General features: G+C 66.4%; 19 protein-coding genes and 3 tRNA genes. 6 read left to right on the top strand and 16 right to left on the bottom strand.

Features of this window, described 5'->3' with window-relative positions; translation table 11 throughout:
• Window positions 1-3: 3 nt before the first annotated feature.
• From AC5P5R_RS13740 to AC5P5R_RS13725, 4 genes are read right to left on the bottom strand one after another with little or no spacing between them, the layout of a single operon-like run.
• On the bottom strand, window positions 4-666 hold the full coding sequence (locus AC5P5R_RS13740) for a MotA/TolQ/ExbB proton channel family protein (RefSeq protein WP_005412819.1): 663 nt from the start codon (window positions 664-666) through the stop codon (window positions 4-6).
• A 3-nt stretch (window positions 667-669) separates the two neighbouring features.
• Window positions 670-3,069: a DNA internalization-related competence protein ComEC/Rec2 gene (locus AC5P5R_RS13735; RefSeq protein ID WP_062607578.1), complete on the bottom strand. Its 2,400-nt coding sequence runs from the start codon at window positions 3,067-3,069 to the stop codon at window positions 670-672.
• A 59-nt stretch (window positions 3,070-3,128) separates the two neighbouring features.
• A complete protein-coding gene (locus tag AC5P5R_RS13730) occupies window positions 3,129-4,472 on the bottom strand; it encodes a sensor histidine kinase (protein ID WP_005408871.1) in 1,344 nt (447 codons plus the stop codon).
• Window position 4,473: 1 nt separating this feature from the next.
• On the bottom strand, window positions 4,474-5,145 hold the full coding sequence (locus AC5P5R_RS13725) for a response regulator transcription factor (protein ID WP_005408870.1): 672 nt from the start codon (window positions 5,143-5,145) through the stop codon (window positions 4,474-4,476).
• Window positions 5,146-5,290: 145 nt separating this feature from the next.
• Here AC5P5R_RS13725 and AC5P5R_RS13720 point away from each other — a divergent pair, with 145 nt between their 5' ends.
• Both AC5P5R_RS13720 and AC5P5R_RS13715 read left to right on the top strand, forming a co-directional pair.
• Window positions 5,291-6,058, top strand: coding sequence for a MipA/OmpV family protein (locus tag AC5P5R_RS13720; protein WP_495226390.1), 768 nt, complete (start codon window positions 5,291-5,293; stop codon window positions 6,056-6,058).
• A gap of 30 nt (window positions 6,059-6,088) precedes the next feature.
• Window positions 6,089-6,373 carry a hypothetical protein gene (locus tag AC5P5R_RS13715; RefSeq protein ID WP_005408868.1) on the top strand — a complete coding sequence of 95 codons (285 nt, stop codon included), beginning with the start codon at window positions 6,089-6,091 and terminating at the stop codon, window positions 6,371-6,373.
• 42 nt (window positions 6,374-6,415) lie between these two features.
• Here the strand turns inward: AC5P5R_RS13715 and AC5P5R_RS13710 are convergent, their stop codons facing one another.
• Complete coding sequence (locus AC5P5R_RS13710) at window positions 6,416-6,556, bottom strand: hypothetical protein (RefSeq protein WP_164281623.1); 141 nt, start codon at window positions 6,554-6,556, stop codon at window positions 6,416-6,418.
• 162 nt (window positions 6,557-6,718) lie between these two features.
• Here AC5P5R_RS13710 and AC5P5R_RS13705 point away from each other — a divergent pair, with 162 nt between their 5' ends.
• The 3 genes from AC5P5R_RS13705 (at window position 6,719) to AC5P5R_RS13695 (ending at window position 8,179) form a co-directional block, all read left to right on the top strand.
• Window positions 6,719-7,288 (top strand): TlpA family protein disulfide reductase, encoded by a 570-nt coding sequence (locus AC5P5R_RS13705; protein WP_005408866.1) that lies wholly within the window; start codon window positions 6,719-6,721, stop codon window positions 7,286-7,288.
• A gap of 112 nt (window positions 7,289-7,400) precedes the next feature.
• On the top strand, window positions 7,401-7,589 hold the full coding sequence (locus tag AC5P5R_RS13700; protein WP_005408865.1) for a hypothetical protein: 189 nt from the start codon (window positions 7,401-7,403) through the stop codon (window positions 7,587-7,589).
• Between the two features lie 257 nt (window positions 7,590-7,846).
• Window positions 7,847-8,179: a hypothetical protein gene (locus AC5P5R_RS13695; RefSeq protein ID WP_043034366.1), complete on the top strand. Its 333-nt coding sequence runs from the start codon at window positions 7,847-7,849 to the stop codon at window positions 8,177-8,179.
• Between the two features lie 106 nt (window positions 8,180-8,285).
• Here AC5P5R_RS13695 and AC5P5R_RS13690 read toward each other — a convergent pair.
• The 3 genes from AC5P5R_RS13690 to uvrB form a co-directional block, all read right to left on the bottom strand.
• Window positions 8,286-8,360 (bottom strand) — tRNA-Val (locus AC5P5R_RS13690).
• Between the two features lie 98 nt (window positions 8,361-8,458).
• Window positions 8,459-8,533 (bottom strand) — tRNA-Val (locus AC5P5R_RS13685).
• Window positions 8,534-8,640: 107 nt separating this feature from the next.
• Window positions 8,641-10,665, bottom strand: a complete 2,025-nt coding sequence (gene uvrB, locus AC5P5R_RS13680) for an excinuclease ABC subunit UvrB (RefSeq protein WP_005408863.1) — start codon at window positions 10,663-10,665, stop codon at window positions 8,641-8,643.
• Window positions 10,666-10,794: 129 nt separating this feature from the next.
• On the opposite strand from uvrB, the gene AC5P5R_RS13675 reads away from it, so the two are divergent.
• Window positions 10,795-11,331, top strand: coding sequence for a GspH/FimT family pseudopilin (locus AC5P5R_RS13675; RefSeq protein WP_099470581.1), 537 nt, complete (start codon window positions 10,795-10,797; stop codon window positions 11,329-11,331).
• 48 nt (window positions 11,332-11,379) lie between these two features.
• Here the strand turns inward: AC5P5R_RS13675 and AC5P5R_RS13670 are convergent.
• From AC5P5R_RS13670 to ppnN, 8 genes are all read right to left on the bottom strand, one after another.
• Window positions 11,380-11,456, bottom strand: a tRNA-Asn gene (locus AC5P5R_RS13670).
• Between the two features lie 47 nt (window positions 11,457-11,503).
• The gene (locus tag AC5P5R_RS13665) at window positions 11,504-11,929 is read right to left on the bottom strand and encodes a type IV pilin protein (protein ID WP_043034368.1); all 426 of its coding nucleotides are present in this window, start codon (window positions 11,927-11,929) and stop codon (window positions 11,504-11,506) included.
• A 13-nt stretch (window positions 11,930-11,942) separates the two neighbouring features.
• Window positions 11,943-15,731, bottom strand: coding sequence for a pilus assembly protein (locus AC5P5R_RS13660; RefSeq protein ID WP_099523943.1), 3,789 nt, complete (start codon window positions 15,729-15,731; stop codon window positions 11,943-11,945).
• Window positions 15,732-15,743: 12 nt separating this feature from the next.
• Window positions 15,744-16,265, bottom strand: a complete 522-nt coding sequence (locus AC5P5R_RS13655; protein WP_005408859.1) for a pilus assembly PilX family protein — start codon at window positions 16,263-16,265, stop codon at window positions 15,744-15,746.
• A 3-nt stretch (window positions 16,266-16,268) separates the two neighbouring features.
• Window positions 16,269-17,438 (bottom strand): PilW family protein, encoded by a 1,170-nt coding sequence (locus AC5P5R_RS13650; RefSeq protein ID WP_005408858.1) that lies wholly within the window; start codon window positions 17,436-17,438, stop codon window positions 16,269-16,271.
• Window positions 17,435-17,935 carry a type IV pilus modification protein PilV gene (gene pilV, locus AC5P5R_RS13645; RefSeq protein WP_005408857.1) on the bottom strand — a complete coding sequence of 167 codons (501 nt, stop codon included), beginning with the start codon at window positions 17,933-17,935 and terminating at the stop codon, window positions 17,435-17,437. Before pilV ends, AC5P5R_RS13650 begins: the two co-directional genes overlap by 4 nt.
• Window positions 17,932-18,447 (bottom strand): GspH/FimT family pseudopilin, encoded by a 516-nt coding sequence (locus AC5P5R_RS13640; protein WP_005408856.1) that lies wholly within the window; start codon window positions 18,445-18,447, stop codon window positions 17,932-17,934. Before AC5P5R_RS13640 ends, pilV begins: the two co-directional genes overlap by 4 nt.
• 161 nt (window positions 18,448-18,608) lie before the next feature.
• Window positions 18,609-19,997 (bottom strand): nucleotide 5'-monophosphate nucleosidase PpnN, encoded by a 1,389-nt coding sequence (gene ppnN, locus AC5P5R_RS13635; RefSeq protein ID WP_005408855.1) that lies wholly within the window; start codon window positions 19,995-19,997, stop codon window positions 18,609-18,611.
• Window positions 19,998-20,134 lie beyond the last annotated feature (137 nt).

Genomic DNA, 20,134 nt, shown 5'->3' with positions numbered 1-20,134 from the left:
CGATCAGGCCTTCGCCGTGGCGGCGCCGGACTGGCGCGCGGCCGGGGCCGGGTTCATCACCCCGGGGCGGCCGTCGAGCGTATCCAGCAGGGCGCTGGCTTCCTGCTCCATCTCCACCACGTAGCCGTGGATGCGGCCCTTGAAGTAGCGATGGAACATCAGCGCCGGAATCGCCACGATCATGCCGGTGGCGGTGCACACCAGCGCCTTGCCGATGCCGCCGGCCAGCTGGTTCACGTCGCCCACGCCGTGGTCGAGGATGCCCAGGAACATCTGGATCATGCCGATCACCGTGCCGAGCAGGCCCAGCAGCGGGCCGGCCGAGGCAATGGTGCCCAGTGCGTTCAGGAATCGCTCCATGCGGTGCACCAGGTGGCGGCCGGTGTCTTCGATGCGCTCGCGGATCTGGTCGCGCGGGCGGTTGCGGGCTTCCAGTGCGGCAGCCAGCAGCGCGCCCAGCGGCGAGTTCGCCCGCAGAGTCTGCAGGTGGGCCGGGTCGAGCTTGCCGCGAGCGGCCCAGTTGCGCACTTCCTGGCCGAGGCCGGGCGGCAGCACTTCAGTCCGCCGAAGGGACCAGAAACGCTCCAGGATGATCGCCAAAGCCAGTACGCCCAACAGCAGCAGCGGCACCATCGGCCAGCCACCGGCCTTGACCAGTTCCCACACGTTTCAACCCTCCGGCCCAACGGCCGCTTGTTCGATCGGCGATAGGATAGCAGCCGACCGCGCCCGCCCAGCGGCATCCCACCACCGGGATGCATGGATGCGCTGTTCACGCAGCTGCAGGCCTTGTGCGCCAAGCCATACGCGGATCGCCCCGGAGTCGGCCGTGGCCAGCACCTCCGCGCCTTGCGCCTGCCAGCGCTGGACCACCTCCTGGCGCGGGTGGCCGAAGCGGTTCCGGTGCCCGGCCGAGACCACCGCCAGCCGCGGCGCCACCGCCGCAACCCACGGCGCACTGGAGCTGCCGCCGCTGCCATGGTGCGGCACCAGTACCACGTCCGCCCTCAGCGCGTGCGGGTACGCCTGCAGCAGCGCCCCCTCGGCCGGTCGACCGATGTCACCCGGCAGCAGGACCACGCCGTGACGGCTGGCGATGCGCAGCACGCAGCTGTCCTCGTTTTCGGCTTGCCGGCTGCCCGGCGCCGGGTGCAGGACCTGGAAATCAACCCCGTCCCACTCCCAGCGCATCCCCTGCTGGCAGGGCGTGGCGCCGCCGATGGTGCTGCCCGGTGGCGCCAGCAGCTGCAGCCCGGGCAACTGCCGTCGCAGGCTGGGCAGGCTGCCGGTGTGATCCAGGTGGTCATGGCTGAGCATCACCTGCCGGGGCGGCCCCTGGCCGAGCGCGCGCAGGGCCGGGACCAGGATGCGTTCGTTGCCCTCGCCGCCAGTCGGCGGCCCCACGTCGTACCAGAGCGCGTGCCGCGCCGTGCGCACCAGCACCGCCGTGCCCTGGCCGACATCGTGCACCAGCAGCTCCAGTTCCCCCGCAGCCGGTGCATGCCGGGCCGGCCACAGCAGCGGCAGGCACAGCAGCAGGCCCGCCAGGCCACCGCCGGCGCCGCGCGGCAGCAGCCACCAGAACACGCCCAGCAAGGCCACGGGTAGCGCCCAGCGCGCCGCCTCGGCCAGCCACCACATCGCCTGCGGATGCAGCGCCAACGGCTGCAGGGCCCCCCAGCTGAGCTCGAACAGCCAGGCCGCGGCACGCCAGGCCCAACGCCCCGCGCCGTCATGCAGCACGTGCAGGCCGGTACCGAGCAGCGACAGCGGAACAACCAGCATTGTCCACCACGGGATGACCGGCAGGTTGACCAGCGGCCCCAGCCGCGCGGTCCCGCCGAACAAGGCGATGCACAGCGGCAGCAGCCCAAGGCTGGCAACACCCTGCGCGGCAAGGAACCCGCGCAGCCCGCCACCGATTCCCTCCGGCCCCGTCCTCGGCAGGCACCAGAGCAGCCACAGCACGCCACCGAAGCTCAGCCAGAATCCAGCCGAGAGCACCGACAGCGGCGCAGGCAACAGCATCACCATCGCGGCCAACGCCAGCCCCTGCCCTGCGCCCACCGGGCGACGCCCGGCCCTGGCCAGTGCAACCAGCCCGATCATCAGCGCCGCGCGCACCGTCGGCAGCGCACCACCCGCCGCCATGGCATAGGTGGCTGCGGCCAGCGCCGCTCCCCATGCGGCGGCCTGCGGCCGTGGCCAGTACCGTCCCAGCAGCGGGCACAGCCACCACCACAAGCGGCACAGCAGTACACCGAAGCCAGCCACCACGCCCACGTGGAAACCGGAGATGGCGACCAGATGGGTCAGGCCCAGCGCGCGCAGGTGTTCCCAGTCGGCATCGGACAGGCCACGGGTATCGCCCAGTGCCAGCGCCTGCACGAACCGCGCGGCAGGATGTGCCACCTGCACGGCGATCGCCGCACTGCTGCGTTCCCGCCAGGCCTGCAGGCCCTGCGCCGGCAGCCACTCCCGCGCACGGGCCGGATCACGCACCGAGGCATTGCCGGAGATGCCCCGCAGCACGGCGTGGCGCTCGCCATCGAAGCCGCCGGGATTGATCCGCGAGCGTGGCGCGCGCACGCGCAACGACAACTGCCAATGCGATCCTGCGCGAACCGCATGGCGCCCGCCCTCCGCCTCGTGCGCCGGCGATCCGCGCCGCGGATCGTTCCAGGTCACCTGCAGGCGCTTGCCACGCAGCGATGGCAGCGCGCCGGCATCTTCGACATGCAGCACGAAACGCGTGTAGCCGGGCCCCTGCTGGGGAAGGTCGGCAACCCGGCCCCGCACCTGCACATCCTGCGGTGGGGCGCCGGGTGGCAGCTGGCCATGCAGGACCCAGTGCCCGTGCACCGTTGCCCAGGCCAGGCCGAGCAGGGCCGCGGCCCAGGCACGGCCGCGCCAGGGCAACAGCCAGCCGCCGACGCCGGCGATCGCCATCGGCACACTCAGCCACAGCGGCAGCAACATCGGCATCTGCACGCAGGCCAGCGCCCCCAGCACCAGGCCTGCAGCGCAGCCAAAGCCAAACAGGGCCGGGGCGGATCGATCGGGAACCATTTCCCCAGCCTGCCGCTGGAGGCCGCAGGCTGCCTATCGGGCCTTTCCCCGTGCGCCTGTCAGCGCCGTACGGTACCGCGGTGGAAATTGACTCTGAAGCTGGCGCCGCCGCCAGCCGCTTCGCCAACGCTGACCGAGCCACCGTGGTGCTGCACGATTTCCTTCACCAGGTGCAGGCCCAGGCCACTGCCGCTGCCGGCTGCACGCAGGCGGTGGAAGGGCTCGAAGATCGCTTCGCGGTCGCCGACCGGAATGCCGGCGCCCTGGTCGCTGACCTCCAGCAGGCCGCGTGCATCGAGGCGCACGCAGATCGTGCCGCGCCCGCCGCCATGGACGATGGCGTTGTGCACCAGGTTGGCGATCACCCGCCCCAGCGCCAGGCTGTCGCCATGGATCCACACGGGCGACTCCGGCGCATCCACCTCGAAGCCATAACCGGCGCCGACCACCAGCGGCGCCAGATCGGCGGCCGCCTCGCGCACCAGCAACGCCAGGTCCAGCCGCTGCAGCGCGCCGACATTGCGATCGAGACGCTGCAGGTCGAGCAGGTGCTCAGCCACGTTGCCGAGGCGGGCGACGTCGGTCAGCAACTGCGATTTCAGTTCACCCTGCGGCAGCTGCGACAGGCGCGCCTGCACCACCGCGATCGGTACGCGCAGCTCATGCGCGGCATCGGCGAGGAACTTGTCGCGCGCTGCATAGCCCTGCTGCACCTTGTCGATCGCATCGTTGAACGCTTCCACCAGTGGTGCGACCTCGGTGGACACCAGCTGCGCATCCAGGCGCGCGCCCGGCTGGCCGATGTCCAGTTCCTTGGCCTGCTGCGCGGAGCGGCGCACGCCGCGCATCGCGCGATGGATCACCGTCGGCATCACCAGCAGCGTGACCACGATCAACGGCAGGAAGAACCACAGGCCGATCAGGCGCAGCACCATCAGCGCGCCATCCAGCAACCCACCCTTTGGAGCACCACCGACCATCACCGTGATGCGGCGTCCATCCTCGTTGCGGATCATCACCCGCGCCACGTCCAGATAGGGTGGCACCAGTGAACCCAGTTCGGTGGCGCCCACTGTCGGCAAGCGTGCCAGCAATGGCGCGTGGACCGCAGGAATCGTGCCGCGCTCCAGCCACGTGCCCCTGTCATCAACCGCCGCGAACCAGAGGTTGCCGCCGGCCCCGGCATTGAGCTTGTCCCAGCGCGCCTGGTCCAGTTCCAGCCGGCCGCCTTCGCTGTGCACGGCTTTGGCCACCGCCTCGGCCGTGAACATGTCCATGCCCCAGGAGTCCTTGTCACCCCAGGTCAGGATCAGCGCGACCACCGCGAACAGCACGGTGAACGCCTGCGCAAGGAACAGGCGCCAGGCCAGGCCCAGGGTGATGGAACGGATCGGGCGTGCCATCTCAGGCCTCCGCCAGCAGGTAGCCGACGCCGCGGATCACATGGATCTCCACGCCGGCCCCGGCCTGTTGCAGCGCCTTGCGCAACTTGGAGATATGCGCGTCCAGTGCATTGGACTGGATCTCGTCATCGAAGCCGTACACCGCCGCCTCCAGTGCACTGCGGGTGACGGTACGCCCCTGCCGCATCGCCAGCGCCTGCAGCACCAGCACCTGGCGCCGGGGCAGCGCCAGCAGCTGGCCATCGACCTGCGCCTGCAGCGATTCGAAATCGAACTCCAGCCGGCCCAGTCGCAAGCGTGGTGTCACCATTGCCGAGGGCCGTCGCGAGACCGCACGGATGCGCGCCATCAGTTCCTCGATCGCCACCGGCTTGACCAGATAGTCATCGGCGCCGACATCCAGGCCCTCGACCTTGTCCGACAGCGTGCCCTTGGCCGTCAGCATGATCACCGCCAGGTTCGGACGCAGGGCCCGCGCAACGGCAACGAAGCCAGCGCCATCGCCATCAGGCAACTGGCGGTCGAGCAGCATCAGCTGGTGCACCGGTTCGCGCAGCGCGATGGCCGCTTCGGCCAGGCAACCAACCACATCGGCGACCACGCCCTGCCGCTCCAGCCCCGATTGCAGGGCACGGGACAGGTCAGGATCGTCTTCGACCAGGAGGATGCGCATCGGGGGCTCGGCTACCGGAAACGGTGCCGATCATAGTGCCTGGCGCCCACTTTTTCCGCTTCGGCCTGGCGGATGCGCCGACGCAATGTTCTGACAATGTTGCTCCCCCATCATGCGCAGCCATCCTCCGCAACGTCGTTGACCGATGCCGCCACTGCCCTCGACCCTGCTGCGCCCGCTGCTGTTCTCCGCTGCCTTTGGCCTGCCGGTGTTCGCGCAGGCCGCCGACAGCAACCCGGGCGTACAGGCCGGCATCAGTGCTGGCGCGACCTCGGGCGCGTATGCGCACTACGACGTCAAGCCACTGGTGGTCCCGTCCATTGCCTGGCAGGGCCAGCGCTTCTTCGCCAGCCCGGGCTCGCTGGGCATGTACCTGTACAAGCGCGAGGGCCTGCGCCTGTCGGCGGCGGTCACGCCCTACACGCTGCGCTTCAAGACCGACGACGTGAACGATCCTCAGCTGCGCCGCCTGCACAGCCGGCAGATATCCGCCATGGCCGGCATCAATGGTGAATACAGCGCCGACTGGGGCATCGTCGAGGCCAGCGTGATGCGCGAGGTCACCGGGCACGGAGGTGGCATGGAGTCGCGCCTGCACTACAGCTATCCGATCCAGGCTGGTCGCTTTACCTGGGTGCCCAAGGTCGGCGTGGTCCACTCCAGCGCACGCTTGCTGGATTACTACTACGGCATCAGCGATGAGGAAGCGCTGCGCTCGGGACTTGCCGCCTACAACCCGGGCAGCGCGACATCACCGAGCCTGCAGATCGCGGTCAGCACGCCGCTGGGCACGAAGTGGCGCGCGACCGGCGTGGTCGCCAACCAGTGGTTCGGCGATGCAGTAAAGGACAGCCCGATGGCACGACGCGGCACTCAGTCATCGGCCTTCATTTCCCTGATGCGCTCGTTCTGAACGAGCACCCGCTACGGACAAGGACTCCCCATGGCCTCCGTCTCCCCCACCTCCGAAGCACACGCGATCCTGCGAGCCCCCGATCTGGACAGCGCCGAACGCGTCTACCTTGGCCTGATGCCCGACCTTGAGCACGTAAGCGCGCTTGCACGTCGCGCGCTCGGCCAGTCGCGCGTTGCCGACGCGGCCCGGGGATACGCGCTTTCGATGACCCTGGTCGGGCTGCGCCTGCAGGAACTGGAGATGGGCGAGGCCAGCGCGAAAGAGCACCGGCAGGCCACCCTGCGCAGCCTGCGCCAGGCCTTCAGCGCCTGAGCACCGGCCAGCCGCAACGCTGCCGCAGAGCCGCGCAGCCGCTCAGCGGAACGTGGTCCAGGCCAGCACAGCGGACAACAGGGCGACCCAGATCACTGCCTTGAACGTACCTTCCAGCATGTTGCCGCCGAACAGCACTTCAAAGAACGGATTGGGCCTGGAAACCGGCACATGATCGCTCATCGTTGAAAGATCCTGGGGATGGGTGGAGGGCATGCACGCATGCCTGCGCGGGCACAACTCTAGTACATGCGCTCCGTCGGAGGATGTGCCGGGAACATCCGCTTAACAACCTGCGCGCCAGTTCGGGTATGTTCGACCCAACGCTGTGTTCAAGGATGATCGATGCTCAAGCGCGTCCTGTTCCCCGTTGTCGCCCTGCTGCTGTCCGTGCTGGTCATCGCGCTCGGATGGCAGAACCGCCAGCTGCGGCAGATCAATGAGCAGATGGCCACGCAGCTGCAGGACATGCGTCTTGCAGCACATGGCCTCGAACTGGGCAGTCGCCCGGATGCGCTGGCGCTGCGCACCACGCAGCAGACCTTCGTCGATATCGGCGGTGCCCGCGAGGTTCCGCAGATCCTCTATTTCTTCTCCACCGCATGCCGCTACTGCCTGGCCTCGGTACCGCAGCTGCAACAGATCGCTGCGGCCCGCGGCAACAGCGAACTGGTCGGTGTCGGCATGCCGCCATACGACCAGCTGGCGGACTACGCCGGCAAACATGCACTGCGCTTCCCGATCGCCATCGACAACGAAGCCGCCGCGTCCACGCGCTATCGCGCCACCGTCACGCCGATGCTGATGGTGCTGGCTGCCGATGGCCGCGTTGCCTACAAGCATGTCGGCCAGCTCGACGCCCAGGTTGTGCAGGCTGCCGTCGCGTCGCTCGCACCGAAGCCGGCGCTGCCCTGATCCCGCGTGCCGCGCATCGCGTCGCGGCCCCCTGTTACCGCATTCGCGCCACAACCGGCACTCCCGTGCCTTCGGCAACTGCAACTCCACAACGCCAACCAAGGAGATACACATGATCGGAAAGAAAGTGCTTTCGTCCGTCGCCGGTATCGTCGTTGTCGCGGCCATGGCCTTCGGCGCCAGCCAGGCCTTCGCCGTCTCGCCCAAGACCGGATATGCACCGGGCTGCGAACCACACCCGCAATGCCCGTTCGGCAACGCGGGCAAGCACGGCCAGCTGCTGTGCTGCGATCCGCTGTAACCGGATGCGCGCATGGGGTCGGCATCGCTGACCTGCCACACCCGCCGCGGAGCTGAGCCAGCGCCGCGGCCATGACCGGGCCACCCCGCAGTGGCCCACCACGCCGGGCCGCCTTGAAGCGCGGCCCGGCACTTCCTGGCCCGGATTCATCCTTCCCGCAGCGACTTGGCGGGCGCTTTTCCGGCTTTCGTCGCATACCGGTTTCACAGCGCAGGGGGCAGTGCCACGCTGGACTCCCTTCTCCGGAGCACCGTGCCATGCCGATGCTTGCCCTGCTGCTGTTGTGCGCTGGCCTGTTCGGCCGCGATGCCGACGCCGGGGATGCCTCCCTGCGCAGCCAGATCCTGCAGGCCGACACCGGGCATGCGGGCGCGCCCCCGGCACATGACCAGACACCGGAGCCGACGGCCCTGCAGTTGTACCGGCTACGCCAGGACCGCGTGCTGCGCGTGGGCAACCAGCGCCTGCCTGCAGGCGGCCAGCAGCATCAGGCCGGTTCAGCACGTTTCGCGCAGGTCTGGGAACGCGTGGACGGGCACTGGCGGCTGCAGCGCATGATCAGCATCGACGAATGGGTTGCCCAGCGCTGACGCTCGGCACCGGCACCGGTACCGGCAACCGTCGTAAACGAAAAAGCCGGCCCAGGGCCGGCTTTCATCGTGATCCACCGCTGCACCGGCAATGCCGGGAGCCAGGTGGTGGGCGGTACAGGGTTCGAACCTGTGACCCCTACCATGTCAAGGTAGTGCTCTACCGCTGAGCTAACCGCCCATCTTGTTTCTGCCGCCCGAAAGCTGGCCCTGCTACGTAAAAACCCGGCGCCAGGGCCGGGCTCTTCAGTTCACGACAGCCTCCTTCCGGAGACTTCGTGGTGGGCGGTACAGGGTTCGAACCTGTGACCCCTACCATGTCAAGGTAGTGCTCTACCGCTGAGCTAACCGCCCGTTTTTGCTTCTGAACGTCCGCGATTGCGTCGGTGCAGGCCGCGTATATTACGGATGCCGGCCGTGAAGCGCAACACTTTTGTGAAGAAGATGCTGCACCGCCGCGTTCAGCCCAGACTCGCTTCCTTCAGCTGCCGGATCTGGTCACGCACCCGTGCGGCATCCTCGAATTCCAGGTCCTTGGCGTGCTGGTACATCTGCTGTTCGAGCGCCTTGAGACGCGCCGCCAGCTGGGCCGGACCGAGCGAACGGTAATCGGCTCCGTCCTCGGCAACACCCGCCCTGCCCTTGCCCTTGCCCTTCTTGGCTTCCTTCTCCGCCGCATCCGAACGCGCACCTTCGAGGACGTCGACGATCGGGCGCGCCACCGAGCGCGGCACGATGCCATGTTCTTCGTTGTACTCGACCTGCTTGGCGCGGCGGCGGTCGGTCTCGTCGATCGCTGCCTGCATCGAGCGGGTCACCTTGTCCGCATACAGGATCGCCTTGCCGCGCACATTGCGGGCGGCGCGGCCGATGGTCTGGATCAGCGAACCGGTGGAGCGCAGGAAGCCTTCCTTGTCTGCGTCAAGGATCGCCACCAGCGACACCTCGGGCATGTCCAGGCCTTCGCGCAGCAGGTTAATGCCCACCAGCACATCGAACTTGCCCAGGCGCAGGTCGCGGATGATCTCCACGCGCTCGACCGTATCCACGTCCGAGTGCAGGTAACGCACGCGGATACCGTGTTCGGTCAGGTATTCGGTGAGGTTCTCGGCCATGCGCTTGGTCAGCGTGGTGACCAGCACTCGGTCACCGGCCTTGATGCGCGCGTTGGCCTCGCTCATCAGGTCGTCGACCTGGGTGCCCACCGGGCGGATCTCCACCACCGGATCGATCAGGCCTGTCGGGCGCACCACCAGCTCGGTGATCTCGTCGCCGGCCTCGCGGTACTCATACGGGCCCGGCGTGGCGGACACGTAGATCGCGCGCGGGCAGCGCGCCTCCCATTCCTCGAAACGCAGCGGTCGGTTGTCCAGTGCCGACGGCAGGCGGAATCCGAACTCGACCAGGGTCTCCTTGCGCGAGCGATCGCCCTTGAACATGGCGCCGATCTGCGGAATGGTCACGTGCGATTCGTCGATGACCAGCAGCGCGTCCGGCGGCAGGTAGTCGAACAGCGTCGGTGGCGGCTCGCCGGCGTTCTTGCCGGTCAGGTGCCGCGAGTAGTTCTCGATACCGTTGCAGAACCCGACCTCGGCCATCATCTCGATGTCGAACTGGGTGCGCTGTGCCAGGCGCTGCGCCTCCACCAGCTTGTTTTCCGCGTACAGTTGCTCAAGCCGCTCCTTCAACTCCACCTTGATCGTTTCCACCGCGGCCAGCACGCGCTCGCGGGTAGTGGCGTAGTGGGTCTTGGGGTAGACGGTGAAACGCTGCATGTTGCGCATCGTCTCACCGGTGAGCGGATCGAACAGGGTGATCTTCTCGACCTCGCCGTCGAACAGCTCGATGCGCAGCGCTTCGCTGTCCGACTCGGCCGGGAACACGTCGATCACTTCGCCACGCACGCGGAACGTGCCGCGCTGCAGCTCGTACTCATTGCGCGTGTACTGCAGCTGGGTCAGGTGATTGATGAGGTCGCGCTGGTCGATGCGCTCGCCCTTGGACAGGATCAGACGCAGCGACAGGTAGTCCTCCGGCGCACCCAGGCCATAGATCGCCGACACCGTGGCCACCACGATCGCATCCGGGCGCGACAGCAGGGTCTTGGTCGCGGCCAGCCGCATCTGCTCGATGTGCTCGTTGATCGAACTGTCCTTCTCGATGAAGGTGTCCGACGAAGGCACGTAGGCCTCCGGCTGGTAGTAGTCGTAGTAGCTGACGAAATACTCGACCGCGTTGTGCGGGAAGAACGCCTTGAACTCACCATACAGCTGCGCCGCCAGCGTCTTGTTCGGCGCCATGATCAGCGTCGGTTTCTGCACGTTCTGGATGACGTTGGCGATGGTGTAGGTCTTGCCCGAGCCGGTGACGCCCAGCAGGGTCTGCTTGGCGATGCCCGCCTCGAAGTTGCTGGTCAGCTTCGCGATGGCATCAGGCTGGTCGCCCGCCGGCGAATACGGCGAGACGAGTTCGAAACGGTCGCTCATGGTGTTGCCAGTTCCCGGGAAGGACAAGTATACGGGGCAAGGGGTGACGGCCGGCTGAGGGCTTTCCGGGCAGGCGGGCGCGGCAGTGCCTGATGGCGGTCGTCCCGCTGTGGCGCGAGGCTTGATGCCATGCATCGCACTCCCGCCCACTGTCGTTCAGCATCACGCGGCATGCATCTGGTCGAGATGCTGGTGGTGATCGCCATCCTTTCCGTTCTGCTGGCCGTGGGCTGGCCGGCCCTGCGCCCGGTGCTGTTGCGGCAACGCGCCGACGCCCTGCAGCTGACCCTGCATGCCAGTCTTTCCAGCGCCAGAAGCGAGGCCCTGAAGCGCCGCGAGCTGATCGGGCTGTGCGCCAGCGACGACGGTGAGCAGTGCTCCCGCGACTGGAGCGCAGGGTGGATCATCTATCGCAGCGGCAGGCACCGGGGGACACCAGCATCCGCCCAGGACATCCTGATCCACCATCAAGGCCGGACCGACATCGCCATCGTCGCCCAGGCCAGCGGTGGACGGCCGCTGCTGTTCTTCCAGCCTGACGGGCGCAGTCCCGGTGCCAATCTGACGCTGCGCATCTGCGCAGGAGACCGGCTGCATGGCAGGTTGGTCATCAACAACGGCGGCCGCATCCGCAGCGAGCGTGTCGACCGCACCCTTCCCTGCTGACGGGCCAAAACGACAAAAGCCGCGATTTCTCGCGGCTTTTGCAGTATCTGGCGCCCGAAGTTGGACTCGAACCAACGACCCCCTGATTAACAGTCAAGTGCTCTAACCGGCTGAGCTATTCGGGCGGGGAGGCGCATTGTACTGGGCGTTCAGAGGAAGATCAACACCTGATTTACCAGCAATCGGAAACCGTGCCGCTGGCCGTTTTGCGGTTGGCCTGGTCCACGCTCAGCGTCCCGCAGCTGTCCTTGGTCTGGTTGCCCTGGGGCGTCGCAGTCAGCGTGAACGAGGACGCCTTGCCATCGAACGTGATCGCGTACCGTGTGGTCCCGCCCTCGCGCGGCGACACCTTGCTGGGCAGCGCGAAGCCCGAGTAGGTGTTGTTCACCGAGTAGTAGCGCTCAGCACGCTGCGCGTATTCCACCAGGTCCGCCTTGGCCACGCCCCGGTGCGACTGGCGGATGTACTGCTGGTACGACGGAACGACAATCGCGGCCAGGATACCGAGCACGATCACCACGATCATCAGTTCGATGAGGGAGAAACCGTGCTGCTTGCCGGGACGACGCAGGGTACGGGAAAGAGTGTTCAGGGTCATGGGCATGTCTTCGTTACTGGATCTGGCGCCAGGATTGGCGACCGCAGGGATAAGGCACGTACATCGTCGGAGCACCCGCCACGTTGACCGCCATCCAGCAGGCACGTCCGCCTCGATCGGCACCCTTTGCCAGGCGTGGCATCACCGAGACATTGACGTCCTTCACCGGTGCGGTGCCGCCGGTGTCGAGACTCACGCCAGCCGTGCCCGCTCCGTAGGGCGTGCCGGTAATGGACCCGACCCGCGCCTGCTCCAGCGATGCAACACCCGAGATCGGATTGAGGCCAAACAGCCAGTTGCTTCCCTCGGTCGAACAGCCACGGCCACCCGCGGTAGGCATGTAGGTCGGCATGAACACCGTTCCCGACGCCACGGCAGGATTACCAACAAAGCGTTCACCTGCGCCGGGCAGTGCAATGCTCCATCCGCGCGCCGCCCCGGAGAAGGGCGTGGCCGTGACCGTGCGCAACTTGTTGGTGGTGGTCACCGTATAGGCCACCAGATTGGCGGGCACGATCGTGGCCTCCGGCTGGTCCTTGCTGGTGTCGTTGACACCGTACAGCGACTGCGCGGTGAGATCCTGGGGGTCATTGTCGAAGGAGAAGCTGCCGGTACCCAGCACCAGCATCACGCCACCACCGGGTCCGGTCACGGCGGTCATGCCACCGGTAATCGGCTGGCGATACACCTGGTTGTTGTTGTTGGTCTGGCGCGCCGTGGTGAACACCGGCGTGGTGACCGAGGTTGCCGTGCTTTCCAGGTCGAACTTCCACAGCGCGCCGCGCTGGTCGGCCGCATAGATCGTGTCCGCCAGGCCGTCACGGCCACGTACACGCCCCGTCCCACCGGCGCTGTCGGCGCGCCAACGGTCGACAGCCACGATGTTGCCCAGGCCATTGTCACCGGCGGGTGCGGTTGCTGCGGCCTCGGTAGCAGTGATCATCCGCACCGCGCCCGATCCCAGGTCGACCACGAACAGCACGGCCTTGCGGCTGAGGCTGTTGTAACCGTTGCCGAAGATCGCTTTCCACGCCACCCCGGTCCCTTCCTTCACCGGCACGATCACCGGCTTGCCAAGGACATGGCCGATGTTCGCCTTGATGGTGCTGTCGAGCCCCGGCGCCACGTCACTGATTTCCCACAGGCGATTGCCGGTGCCGAAGCTGGACGGCGTGGTTACATCCAGCGCGAACACCGAGCGCCCACCGGCGCCCGCCGTACCGACCAGCGCCGTGGCCCAGTTGCCACCGATCTGTGCGTCCGCCACCGCGATCGGTCCATCCACGTAGTAGCGATGACGGAAGCGCTGGTCGGACTTGTTGGCCGCCACGTAGGGATACAGCAGGTTGGCCATGTGGCCCAGCGCGGTTCCGGGGATGTAGGCGAAGGTCTCGCTGCCTCCGGCACTGTCACTCACGCCGTTGCCGTTCATGCCACCGTCGAAGGCATGCAGCATGCCGTCGTTGGCACCGACATAGACCATGTAGCGGCCATTGTTGCGCTTGCGGGTCAGGTACGTCGCATACGAGGTCGCCATCGCGGTGCTGATGCGCTGGTAGCCATAGTCGTCGCGGGGCGAACTGATCACCGGGCTGGAATTGACGATGTCACCCAGCACGGTGGTACGGGTGCGATAGATGCCCCCCGAGTTGCGCACTTCGCGTGATGCGTCGCCGCGCAGATAAGCCATGGCCGTGGCGATGTCGCCGCCCAGCTTTTCAGCCTCGGTCGCAGAACAGCGCGCAATACCCGGATACTGCTTCTCGTCTTTGTTGCAGAGATCGGTGAAGGCGATGTTGGTGCTGCTGAAGTCAACTGCAGCATTGCCCTTGGTGGCGACGATGGTGCGCGAACGCTGCGCGCCCAGTTTCTCGGCCGCTTCCCACACCTGCGTGTACTCGGTCTGCTGCGTCTTGTCGTTCACCGCAAGCTTGGATGCCTTCAGGCGGCTGAACCAATCGGTTTCCTCGTTGGCTACTTCGAACTGGGGCGTGACCGCCAGCGACCCGGTACCGATACGCGCGCCGGTCAGGCCCTGGCTGCCCGAAGGCGCTGGCCCGGAGGTGACCGACGACAGCACCCGGCGCATGGCCGTGGTGATGTCTGCCGGAGTACGCGCGTTGATGTACTCACCGCGGGTATTGGTCGCGGCGTGCCAGATGTCATCCACGGTGCTGGGGTTGTCGTTCTGGCGACTTGGCCAGTTGCTGTAGACCGCCGAATCGGTATACGGGTTCTGTTGCTTGTTCGGATCGAACAGATTGCCACGCGCGCCCAGCGTGATCCCGTAGAAGTTGATATGCAGGTCCTTCTTGCAGTCCAGCGACTTGTCAGTGCTGGTCGCACATTGCTCCGGCACCGGCACTTGTCCCCGGGGCATCCGATCATCGGTTCGCAACGGGTTCACGTAGTAGTACGCGGCAATATCACCCATGGTGTTGGAATTGCCATCCGAGAAGGGAGTCCCCATGTCCCCGTCCACGTTGCCCGGGGCAGGTGCGAGGGATGACGAAAGGTTGTTGCCATTGTTGCTGTAGCCGTCGGTGAACAGCATCACCGCATTCTTCTGGCAGGACAGCTTGATGGGGGCATTGTCATCGGTCCGCATGAACTGCAGGCCCGCAGCGTTGACGGCATGTCGATTCGGCGTGCCACCACTGGCCGTCAGCGCGATCATGCTGCTGTAGAGCGCGGACTTCTGCCCGATCACGCTCATGTCCCGGATCGCAAGCCGTTTGTTGGAGTCTGTCGAACTGTTGTAATTCTGGAAATCGTTGATCCGGAAATACCCGACATACATGTCATTGACATTCAATGCGCGCGTCATGCCGGCGATCATCGCCCGGTTGCGGTTACCGTAGTACGAGTACCAGTTGGCGAAGTTCTGCAATGCGGCAGCATCACCGGTCCCGATGACGTACTTCCACATGTCACATCCGGAACCGCAGGCGCCGGTGACCTTGGTTCGCTGGATACCTGCATAAGCATTGGCAGTGCCTGGCAACTGCGGATAGGCGTCACCATCGCTGGTGTACGGCATGTAGAACGTTGCGGGCACATAGCGCAGCGACGCATAGCCCGCCGAGCTCCAGGTCGTGCCTCTCGTATTGGCGTTCTCGTTGCCAAAATTACCATTGGCCCTGCTTGCAGTCCTGTAGGACTGCCCGGCCGGTACCGTCATCCCTTCCTGCATCCTCTGGACGTCCCAGGACGAAGTACCCAGATAGCTGCTGGCGATCGCGAGTGTATCTGTCTCACGAGGATCGATGAGGGTGGCCGACGTGCTCGCGTCCGGATACGACTGCACCTCTTCATTTACGATCCGCAACCAGGGCTCGTACTTGATTGCGGGGTCGTAGTAGGTTGGATTGTAGGCCGCTGATCGTGCGAACCCGAAGACATCCAGAGCGGGGATGCCGTTGTAGTTGTTGATCCGGGCGCCCGGCAACACGTAGAAATAGCTGCATTCGCCGGTCTGGATGGCATTGCCCCACCGATCATAGGTGGGGAGTACGTCATCGGGCGTGTTGAGAACACCGGCCGACCGGAAGAAACTCTTCCTCCCGTAGTGCCAGCACGCCGTTCCGTCCTGCCCCGGGAACTGGGTCTGGAAGGTCATCGAACCCGAATCATCCACCGCCATGATGAATGACGGCGGCGCGGAGACCTTCAGGTTCATCGGGTGCTGCGACAATGTGCCCTGCGCCTGCGCGGCGAACAGGTTCATCGCAAGCCAGGTGCCGCCAGCCACCGCCAGCAACAGCCCGGAGCCGGCCAGGATCTTGATCTTTCGGGTCGCCATTGACCGGGTTCCTCAAAGCTTGAAAACAGTGTCGACAGCCGCCGAGGAAGTACCCTCGTTGCTGGTGGCGGCATCGCGATCGGAGCCGAACGCGGTGATCTGGTAGACGCGGGTGGGCTCTTCGCTTTCCGGCGTGCCCATGCCCAGCGTCGATTCGCCCTGGATGCAGGCGTCGATGCGGCGCACGCTGACCACCGGCGCCGCCGACAGTTTCTGCTCACCCACCCAGCGGGTGGGATCGAAGCCGTCATCGCAGATGCGCTTGATGGCGTCAGCCTTCAACGAGCCGCCGTCGCCGGTATTGTTGTCGATCTCCTCGATCGACCGCTCGGCGTCACGGACCGCCCGCTCGCTGGCCTGGAACGCCACGTTGGCGGCCCGGTAGTTGGAGGACATGCGCTCCTGCATGCTCGCCACCTGCATGCCGACCACACCGATCAGCGACAGCAGGATCAACAGCATCAGAGCCACGTACAGCACCGCACCGCGCTGCTGCGTACGCCCCTGGAATCGACGGGAGACGGAGGGCTTCATGGGTCAGTTCCCGAACAGTCGGTTGCGCAGTGCCACGGACACCTCGTAGGAGGCGCGGTAGCGATCGTCGTAGGTCGTGGGCGGATTGAAGCCAACGCCGAGCACGCCCAGCTGGGCCACGGCCGTATTGGCCTGCTCGGCCGCGGCGCGCTGCGGGCTGCGCACCAGCAGTCCAAACTGCACCAGGCCAACCCGTCGCCACGCAGCGACAGCGGCGGCATCGGTACCGGTACTGACCCCGCTGGCAGTCTTCTGGAAGGCGATTACCCCGGTCGGCGGCGCGGTGCTGCTGATCGCCGTCTCGGTATCCTGGCCGTAGAGGAACTGCAGGCTCTCAATGCCCTCCACCAGCTCCTCACCGGTGGCGAACGTGTTGTCGCCAGCGCCACGCGCGCGGTACAGCGCGGGTTCGCCGGCGGTATTCGTTGCCACGTAGTACGCCATCGATTCCACCCGATAGACCATGGTCACCGCGTTGTTGGCCGAATACGCCGAGAGATCGGCTTTGCTGGCCGTGATCGTGCTGCCGGCGATTTTTCCGGCAAACACGTCCACTTTGCTGCAATCGGCCACGGCAAACGCCGAGGGCGTGGTGACGGCACCGGCCGACAGGCGGGCCGCCGCGTCACTGGCGATCGTGATGTCCGGCGAAGTACCGGAGCCGATGGACAGCACCGGCGAGCCTTCCGGCGCCAGGTAGCGCATCACGATGATGTCGCTGCCGCCAAGCGGTTTGGGCTTCAGATTGGTGATCGCCGACGGCGTGCTGCCGGCAGCCCCCCAGCTTGCGCCGAGGGTCAGCTTGTTGCCAGGCGCGGTGCCCTGCGCCTCGTAACCCTGGATCGGCACCGAGAAGTCCATCGGGCTGCCATCACCCGACTTCACGCCGGCAATGTTGACCTTGACACTGTCCTGGGCGCGCACCAGGTGCGCCTGGTCATTCACGCAGCCCATGTGCCCGGCCATCCGGATGTCGCGCTCGAGGAACTCCAATGCGAATCGGGCGTTCTCCTGGGTGCGCGCGACACCTTCGGACAGCTGCGAGGCCGCCCGCGAAGCCATGAAGATCTGGGTCACGCCCAGCATCAGCACCAGGCCGATGACCAGCGAGATCAGCAGTTCAACCAGCGAGAGGCCAGCCGCATGGCTGGCAGCGGAAGGCGCGCGCTTCATAGACGGGTAACCAGGGTGAACGTGGTGATGCTGTCGGGATTGGCTGCGTTCCATCGCTCGTCTCCCCAGCCGATGCCCACCGTGACCAGACCATCATTGACGGTCACGTTGGCGCTGGCCTTGCCTCCCAGCACCTTGACGACCTGGCATTGCCAGCGCGCCACGTTCGCCTTGGAGGCTGTCACGTCGGCACTGTTGGGCCAGGTGCAGGGGCCAGCCGGCGCGGTGACCGAGCCGGCAGTGAAGGAGGCCTTGGTGTATTCGCCACCGTTGAGGGTTTCGCTGCGCTGCACGCGCATCAGCTCGATCAGATCGTAGGCCAGGCTGGTGGCCTGGGTGCGCTGGCTGGCGCTCTGCACGAACCGCACGTTCATGGTCTGCAGCAACGCAAAGCCAAGCAGGCCGAACGCCAGTACCAGCAGCGCGATCAGCACCTCGATCAGGCTGAAGCCACGACTGCGGGCAGGCCCGCCCATGCCGGAACGACGACGTTTCATTTGCAGGTTCCTGCGGTGGAGCGGACCTGGCCGGAGAACAGGACGGTCAGGGTCCGCATGGGGTCACCCGTCTTGCAGCCTTGCGGCACCAGGCTCACGACCTGGTCGGCGGACGCGCGGCGGCGTCCCTGGGAATCGAAGGTGATGACGGTTGGGCTGGGAGCCTCGACCGCCAGGCTGCTGCTGCCCTTGGAGAAGCGCAGCACGCTTTCGCTGCCGCTGACGGAGCCATCGCCATCGGCGTCGCCCCAGGCCAGCATGCCCTTGCTCCACTCACCATCGCAGGACGTGCCGTTGCTGCTGCCGCACACCCCGCCACCATGGCGGTTGCGGATGGCCTCGCTGCGAGCGAGCGACAACAGACCGATCACCTCGTTGTTGGTGGTGGTCAGCCGGTTCGAGCGCATCGCGGTGCGGAAGCTGGGATAGGAGATGCTGGCCAGAATGACCAGGATGACCAGCGTGATCATCAACTCGACCAGCGTGAAGCCGTTTTGCCGGCGCAAAGACATTGGACGCTCCCCAGCGTGTTGATGGCCACGATGGGCCATCGTCCCGCCACCGGCAAGCGGCGGCAGGATGAACGGTCAATCCAGGGCGACGGGCGTCAAAGCCTTGACGACCCGCACCTTCCCACCCCGGCCGGCGCGATCCCCATCGCACCGGCCCGGGCTCAGGCCAGCACCTGGTAGCAGGGCTGGTATTCGCCGGAGATCTTCATCCGGCGCTGCTCGACGAAAGCGCGCAGCAACGCGTCCAGCGCCTGCATCATGTCCGGGTCGCCATGGATCTGGAACGGTCCGAACTGTTCGATGCGACGCATGCCGTCTTCCTTCACGTTGCCGGCGACGATGCCCGAGAACGCCCGGCGCAGGTCGGCCGCCAGCGCGTGCGGGGCACGCCCGTGGTGCAGGTCCAATGCGGCCATCGCCTCGTGGGTGGGCACGAACGGCTGCTGGTACTCCCACGGAATCTCGATCGACCAGTTGAAGAAGAACGAGTCCTTCTGCGCCAGGCGGTGCTCGCGCACGCGCTTGATGCCGTTGGCCATCTTCTTCGCCACCGCCACCGGGTCGCCGATGATGATCTCGTAGCGCTCGGCGGCCGCGTCACCCAGGGTCAGGCGAATGAAGCGGTCGATCTGCTCGAAGTACGGCGCCGCCACGGTCGGTCCGGTCAGGATCAGCGGGAACGGCAGGTCCTTGTTTTCCTCGCGCAGCAGGATGCCGAGCAGGTACAGGATTTCCTCGGCGGTACCGACGCCACCGGCGAACACGATGATGCCGTGGCCGATGCGGACGAAGGCCTCCAGGCGCTTCTCGATGTCCGGCATGATCACCAGGTGGTTGACGATCGGGTTCGGCGACTCGGCGGCGATGATGCCCGGCTCGGTCAGGCCGATGTAGCGCGTCACGGTACGGCGCTGCTTGGCGTGGGCGATCGTGGCCCCCTTCATCGGGCCCTTCATCGCACCCGGTCCACAGCCGGTGCAGATGTCCAGGCCGCGCAGGCCCAGCTCGTAGCCCACCTGCTTGGTGTACAGGTATTCATCGCGCGAGATCGAGTGACCGCCCCAGCACACCACCAGGTTCGGGTCGCCCGGGTTGAGGATGCGCGCATTGCGCAGCAGGCCGAACACCGCGTTGGTGATGCCCTCGGACGACTCCAGCTCGGCCGCGTAGGCAGGGCCCATCTCGATGGCCATGTAGGCCAGGTCACGCACCACGGCGAACAGCAGTTCGGCAACACCGCGGATGATCTCGCCATCGACGAAGGCCATGGCCGGCGCGTTGACCAGGTCGATGCGCACGCCGCGATCCTGCTGCGCCACCTGGATGTCGAAATCGGGATACAGATCGCGCGCCGCGCGCGGATCGTCAGAGGCACTGCCGCTGGTCAGCACGGCCAGCGCGCAGCGGCGCAGCAGCTCGTGCATGCCGCCGGCAGAGGCATCGCGCAGGCGGGCCACTTCGGCCCGCGACAGCACATCCAGCCCACCGCGCGGGTAGATCCGCGCGTCCTGCACCGGCAGTGCGCGGGCTGATTTTTCGTTCGTGGTCATGTCCAATTTTTTGCTTCCTTCAAGGTTTCCGACTGTACTGCCGCCCCCTTAAAAAGCAAAACGGCCGGGAAGCCCGACCGTTGGATGTGTGCTCCCCGCGTTCGCCTTTCCGGGACCGCATCGGCGGCGTTGGCACC

Source organism: Stenotrophomonas sp. YJH_SMC_19, assembly GCF_059367915.1.
This window is presented reverse-complemented; position numbering and strand designations above follow the sequence as displayed.

What these genes read in the sequence shown, in the direction of transcription:
- AC5P5R_RS13735 (WP_062607578.1), bottom strand. Translation starts at nt 3,069, where the DNA reads ATGGTTCCCGATCGATCCGCCCCGGCCCTGTTTGGCTTTGGCTGCGCT.
- AC5P5R_RS13730 (WP_005408871.1), bottom strand. Translation starts at nt 4,472, where the DNA reads ATGGCACGCCCGATCCGTTCCATCACCCTGGGCCTGGCCTGGCGCCTG.
- AC5P5R_RS13725 (WP_005408870.1), bottom strand. Translation starts at nt 5,145, where the DNA reads ATGCGCATCCTCCTGGTCGAAGACGATCCTGACCTGTCCCGTGCCCTG.
- AC5P5R_RS13720 (WP_495226390.1), top strand. Translation starts at nt 5,291, where the DNA reads ATGCCGCCACTGCCCTCGACCCTGCTGCGCCCGCTGCTGTTCTCCGCT.
- AC5P5R_RS13715 (WP_005408868.1), top strand. Translation starts at nt 6,089, where the DNA reads ATGGCCTCCGTCTCCCCCACCTCCGAAGCACACGCGATCCTGCGAGCC.
- AC5P5R_RS13710 (WP_164281623.1), bottom strand. Translation starts at nt 6,556, where the DNA reads ATGAGCGATCATGTGCCGGTTTCCAGGCCCAATCCGTTCTTTGAAGTG.
- AC5P5R_RS13705 (WP_005408866.1), top strand. Translation starts at nt 6,719, where the DNA reads ATGCTCAAGCGCGTCCTGTTCCCCGTTGTCGCCCTGCTGCTGTCCGTG.
- AC5P5R_RS13700 (WP_005408865.1), top strand. Translation starts at nt 7,401, where the DNA reads ATGATCGGAAAGAAAGTGCTTTCGTCCGTCGCCGGTATCGTCGTTGTC.
- AC5P5R_RS13695 (WP_043034366.1), top strand. Translation starts at nt 7,847, where the DNA reads ATGCCGATGCTTGCCCTGCTGCTGTTGTGCGCTGGCCTGTTCGGCCGC.
- uvrB (WP_005408863.1), bottom strand. Translation starts at nt 10,665, where the DNA reads ATGAGCGACCGTTTCGAACTCGTCTCGCCGTATTCGCCGGCGGGCGAC.
- AC5P5R_RS13675 (WP_099470581.1), top strand. Translation starts at nt 10,795, where the DNA reads ATGCATCGCACTCCCGCCCACTGTCGTTCAGCATCACGCGGCATGCAT.
- AC5P5R_RS13665 (WP_043034368.1), bottom strand. Translation starts at nt 11,929, where the DNA reads ATGACCCTGAACACTCTTTCCCGTACCCTGCGTCGTCCCGGCAAGCAG.
- AC5P5R_RS13660 (WP_099523943.1), bottom strand. Translation starts at nt 15,731, where the DNA reads ATGGCGACCCGAAAGATCAAGATCCTGGCCGGCTCCGGGCTGTTGCTG.
- AC5P5R_RS13655 (WP_005408859.1), bottom strand. Translation starts at nt 16,265, where the DNA reads ATGAAGCCCTCCGTCTCCCGTCGATTCCAGGGGCGTACGCAGCAGCGC.
- AC5P5R_RS13650 (WP_005408858.1), bottom strand. Translation starts at nt 17,438, where the DNA reads ATGAAGCGCGCGCCTTCCGCTGCCAGCCATGCGGCTGGCCTCTCGCTG.
- pilV (WP_005408857.1), bottom strand. Translation starts at nt 17,935, where the DNA reads ATGAAACGTCGTCGTTCCGGCATGGGCGGGCCTGCCCGCAGTCGTGGC.
- AC5P5R_RS13640 (WP_005408856.1), bottom strand. Translation starts at nt 18,447, where the DNA reads ATGTCTTTGCGCCGGCAAAACGGCTTCACGCTGGTCGAGTTGATGATC.
- ppnN (WP_005408855.1), bottom strand. Translation starts at nt 19,997, where the DNA reads ATGACCACGAACGAAAAATCAGCCCGCGCACTGCCGGTGCAGGACGCG.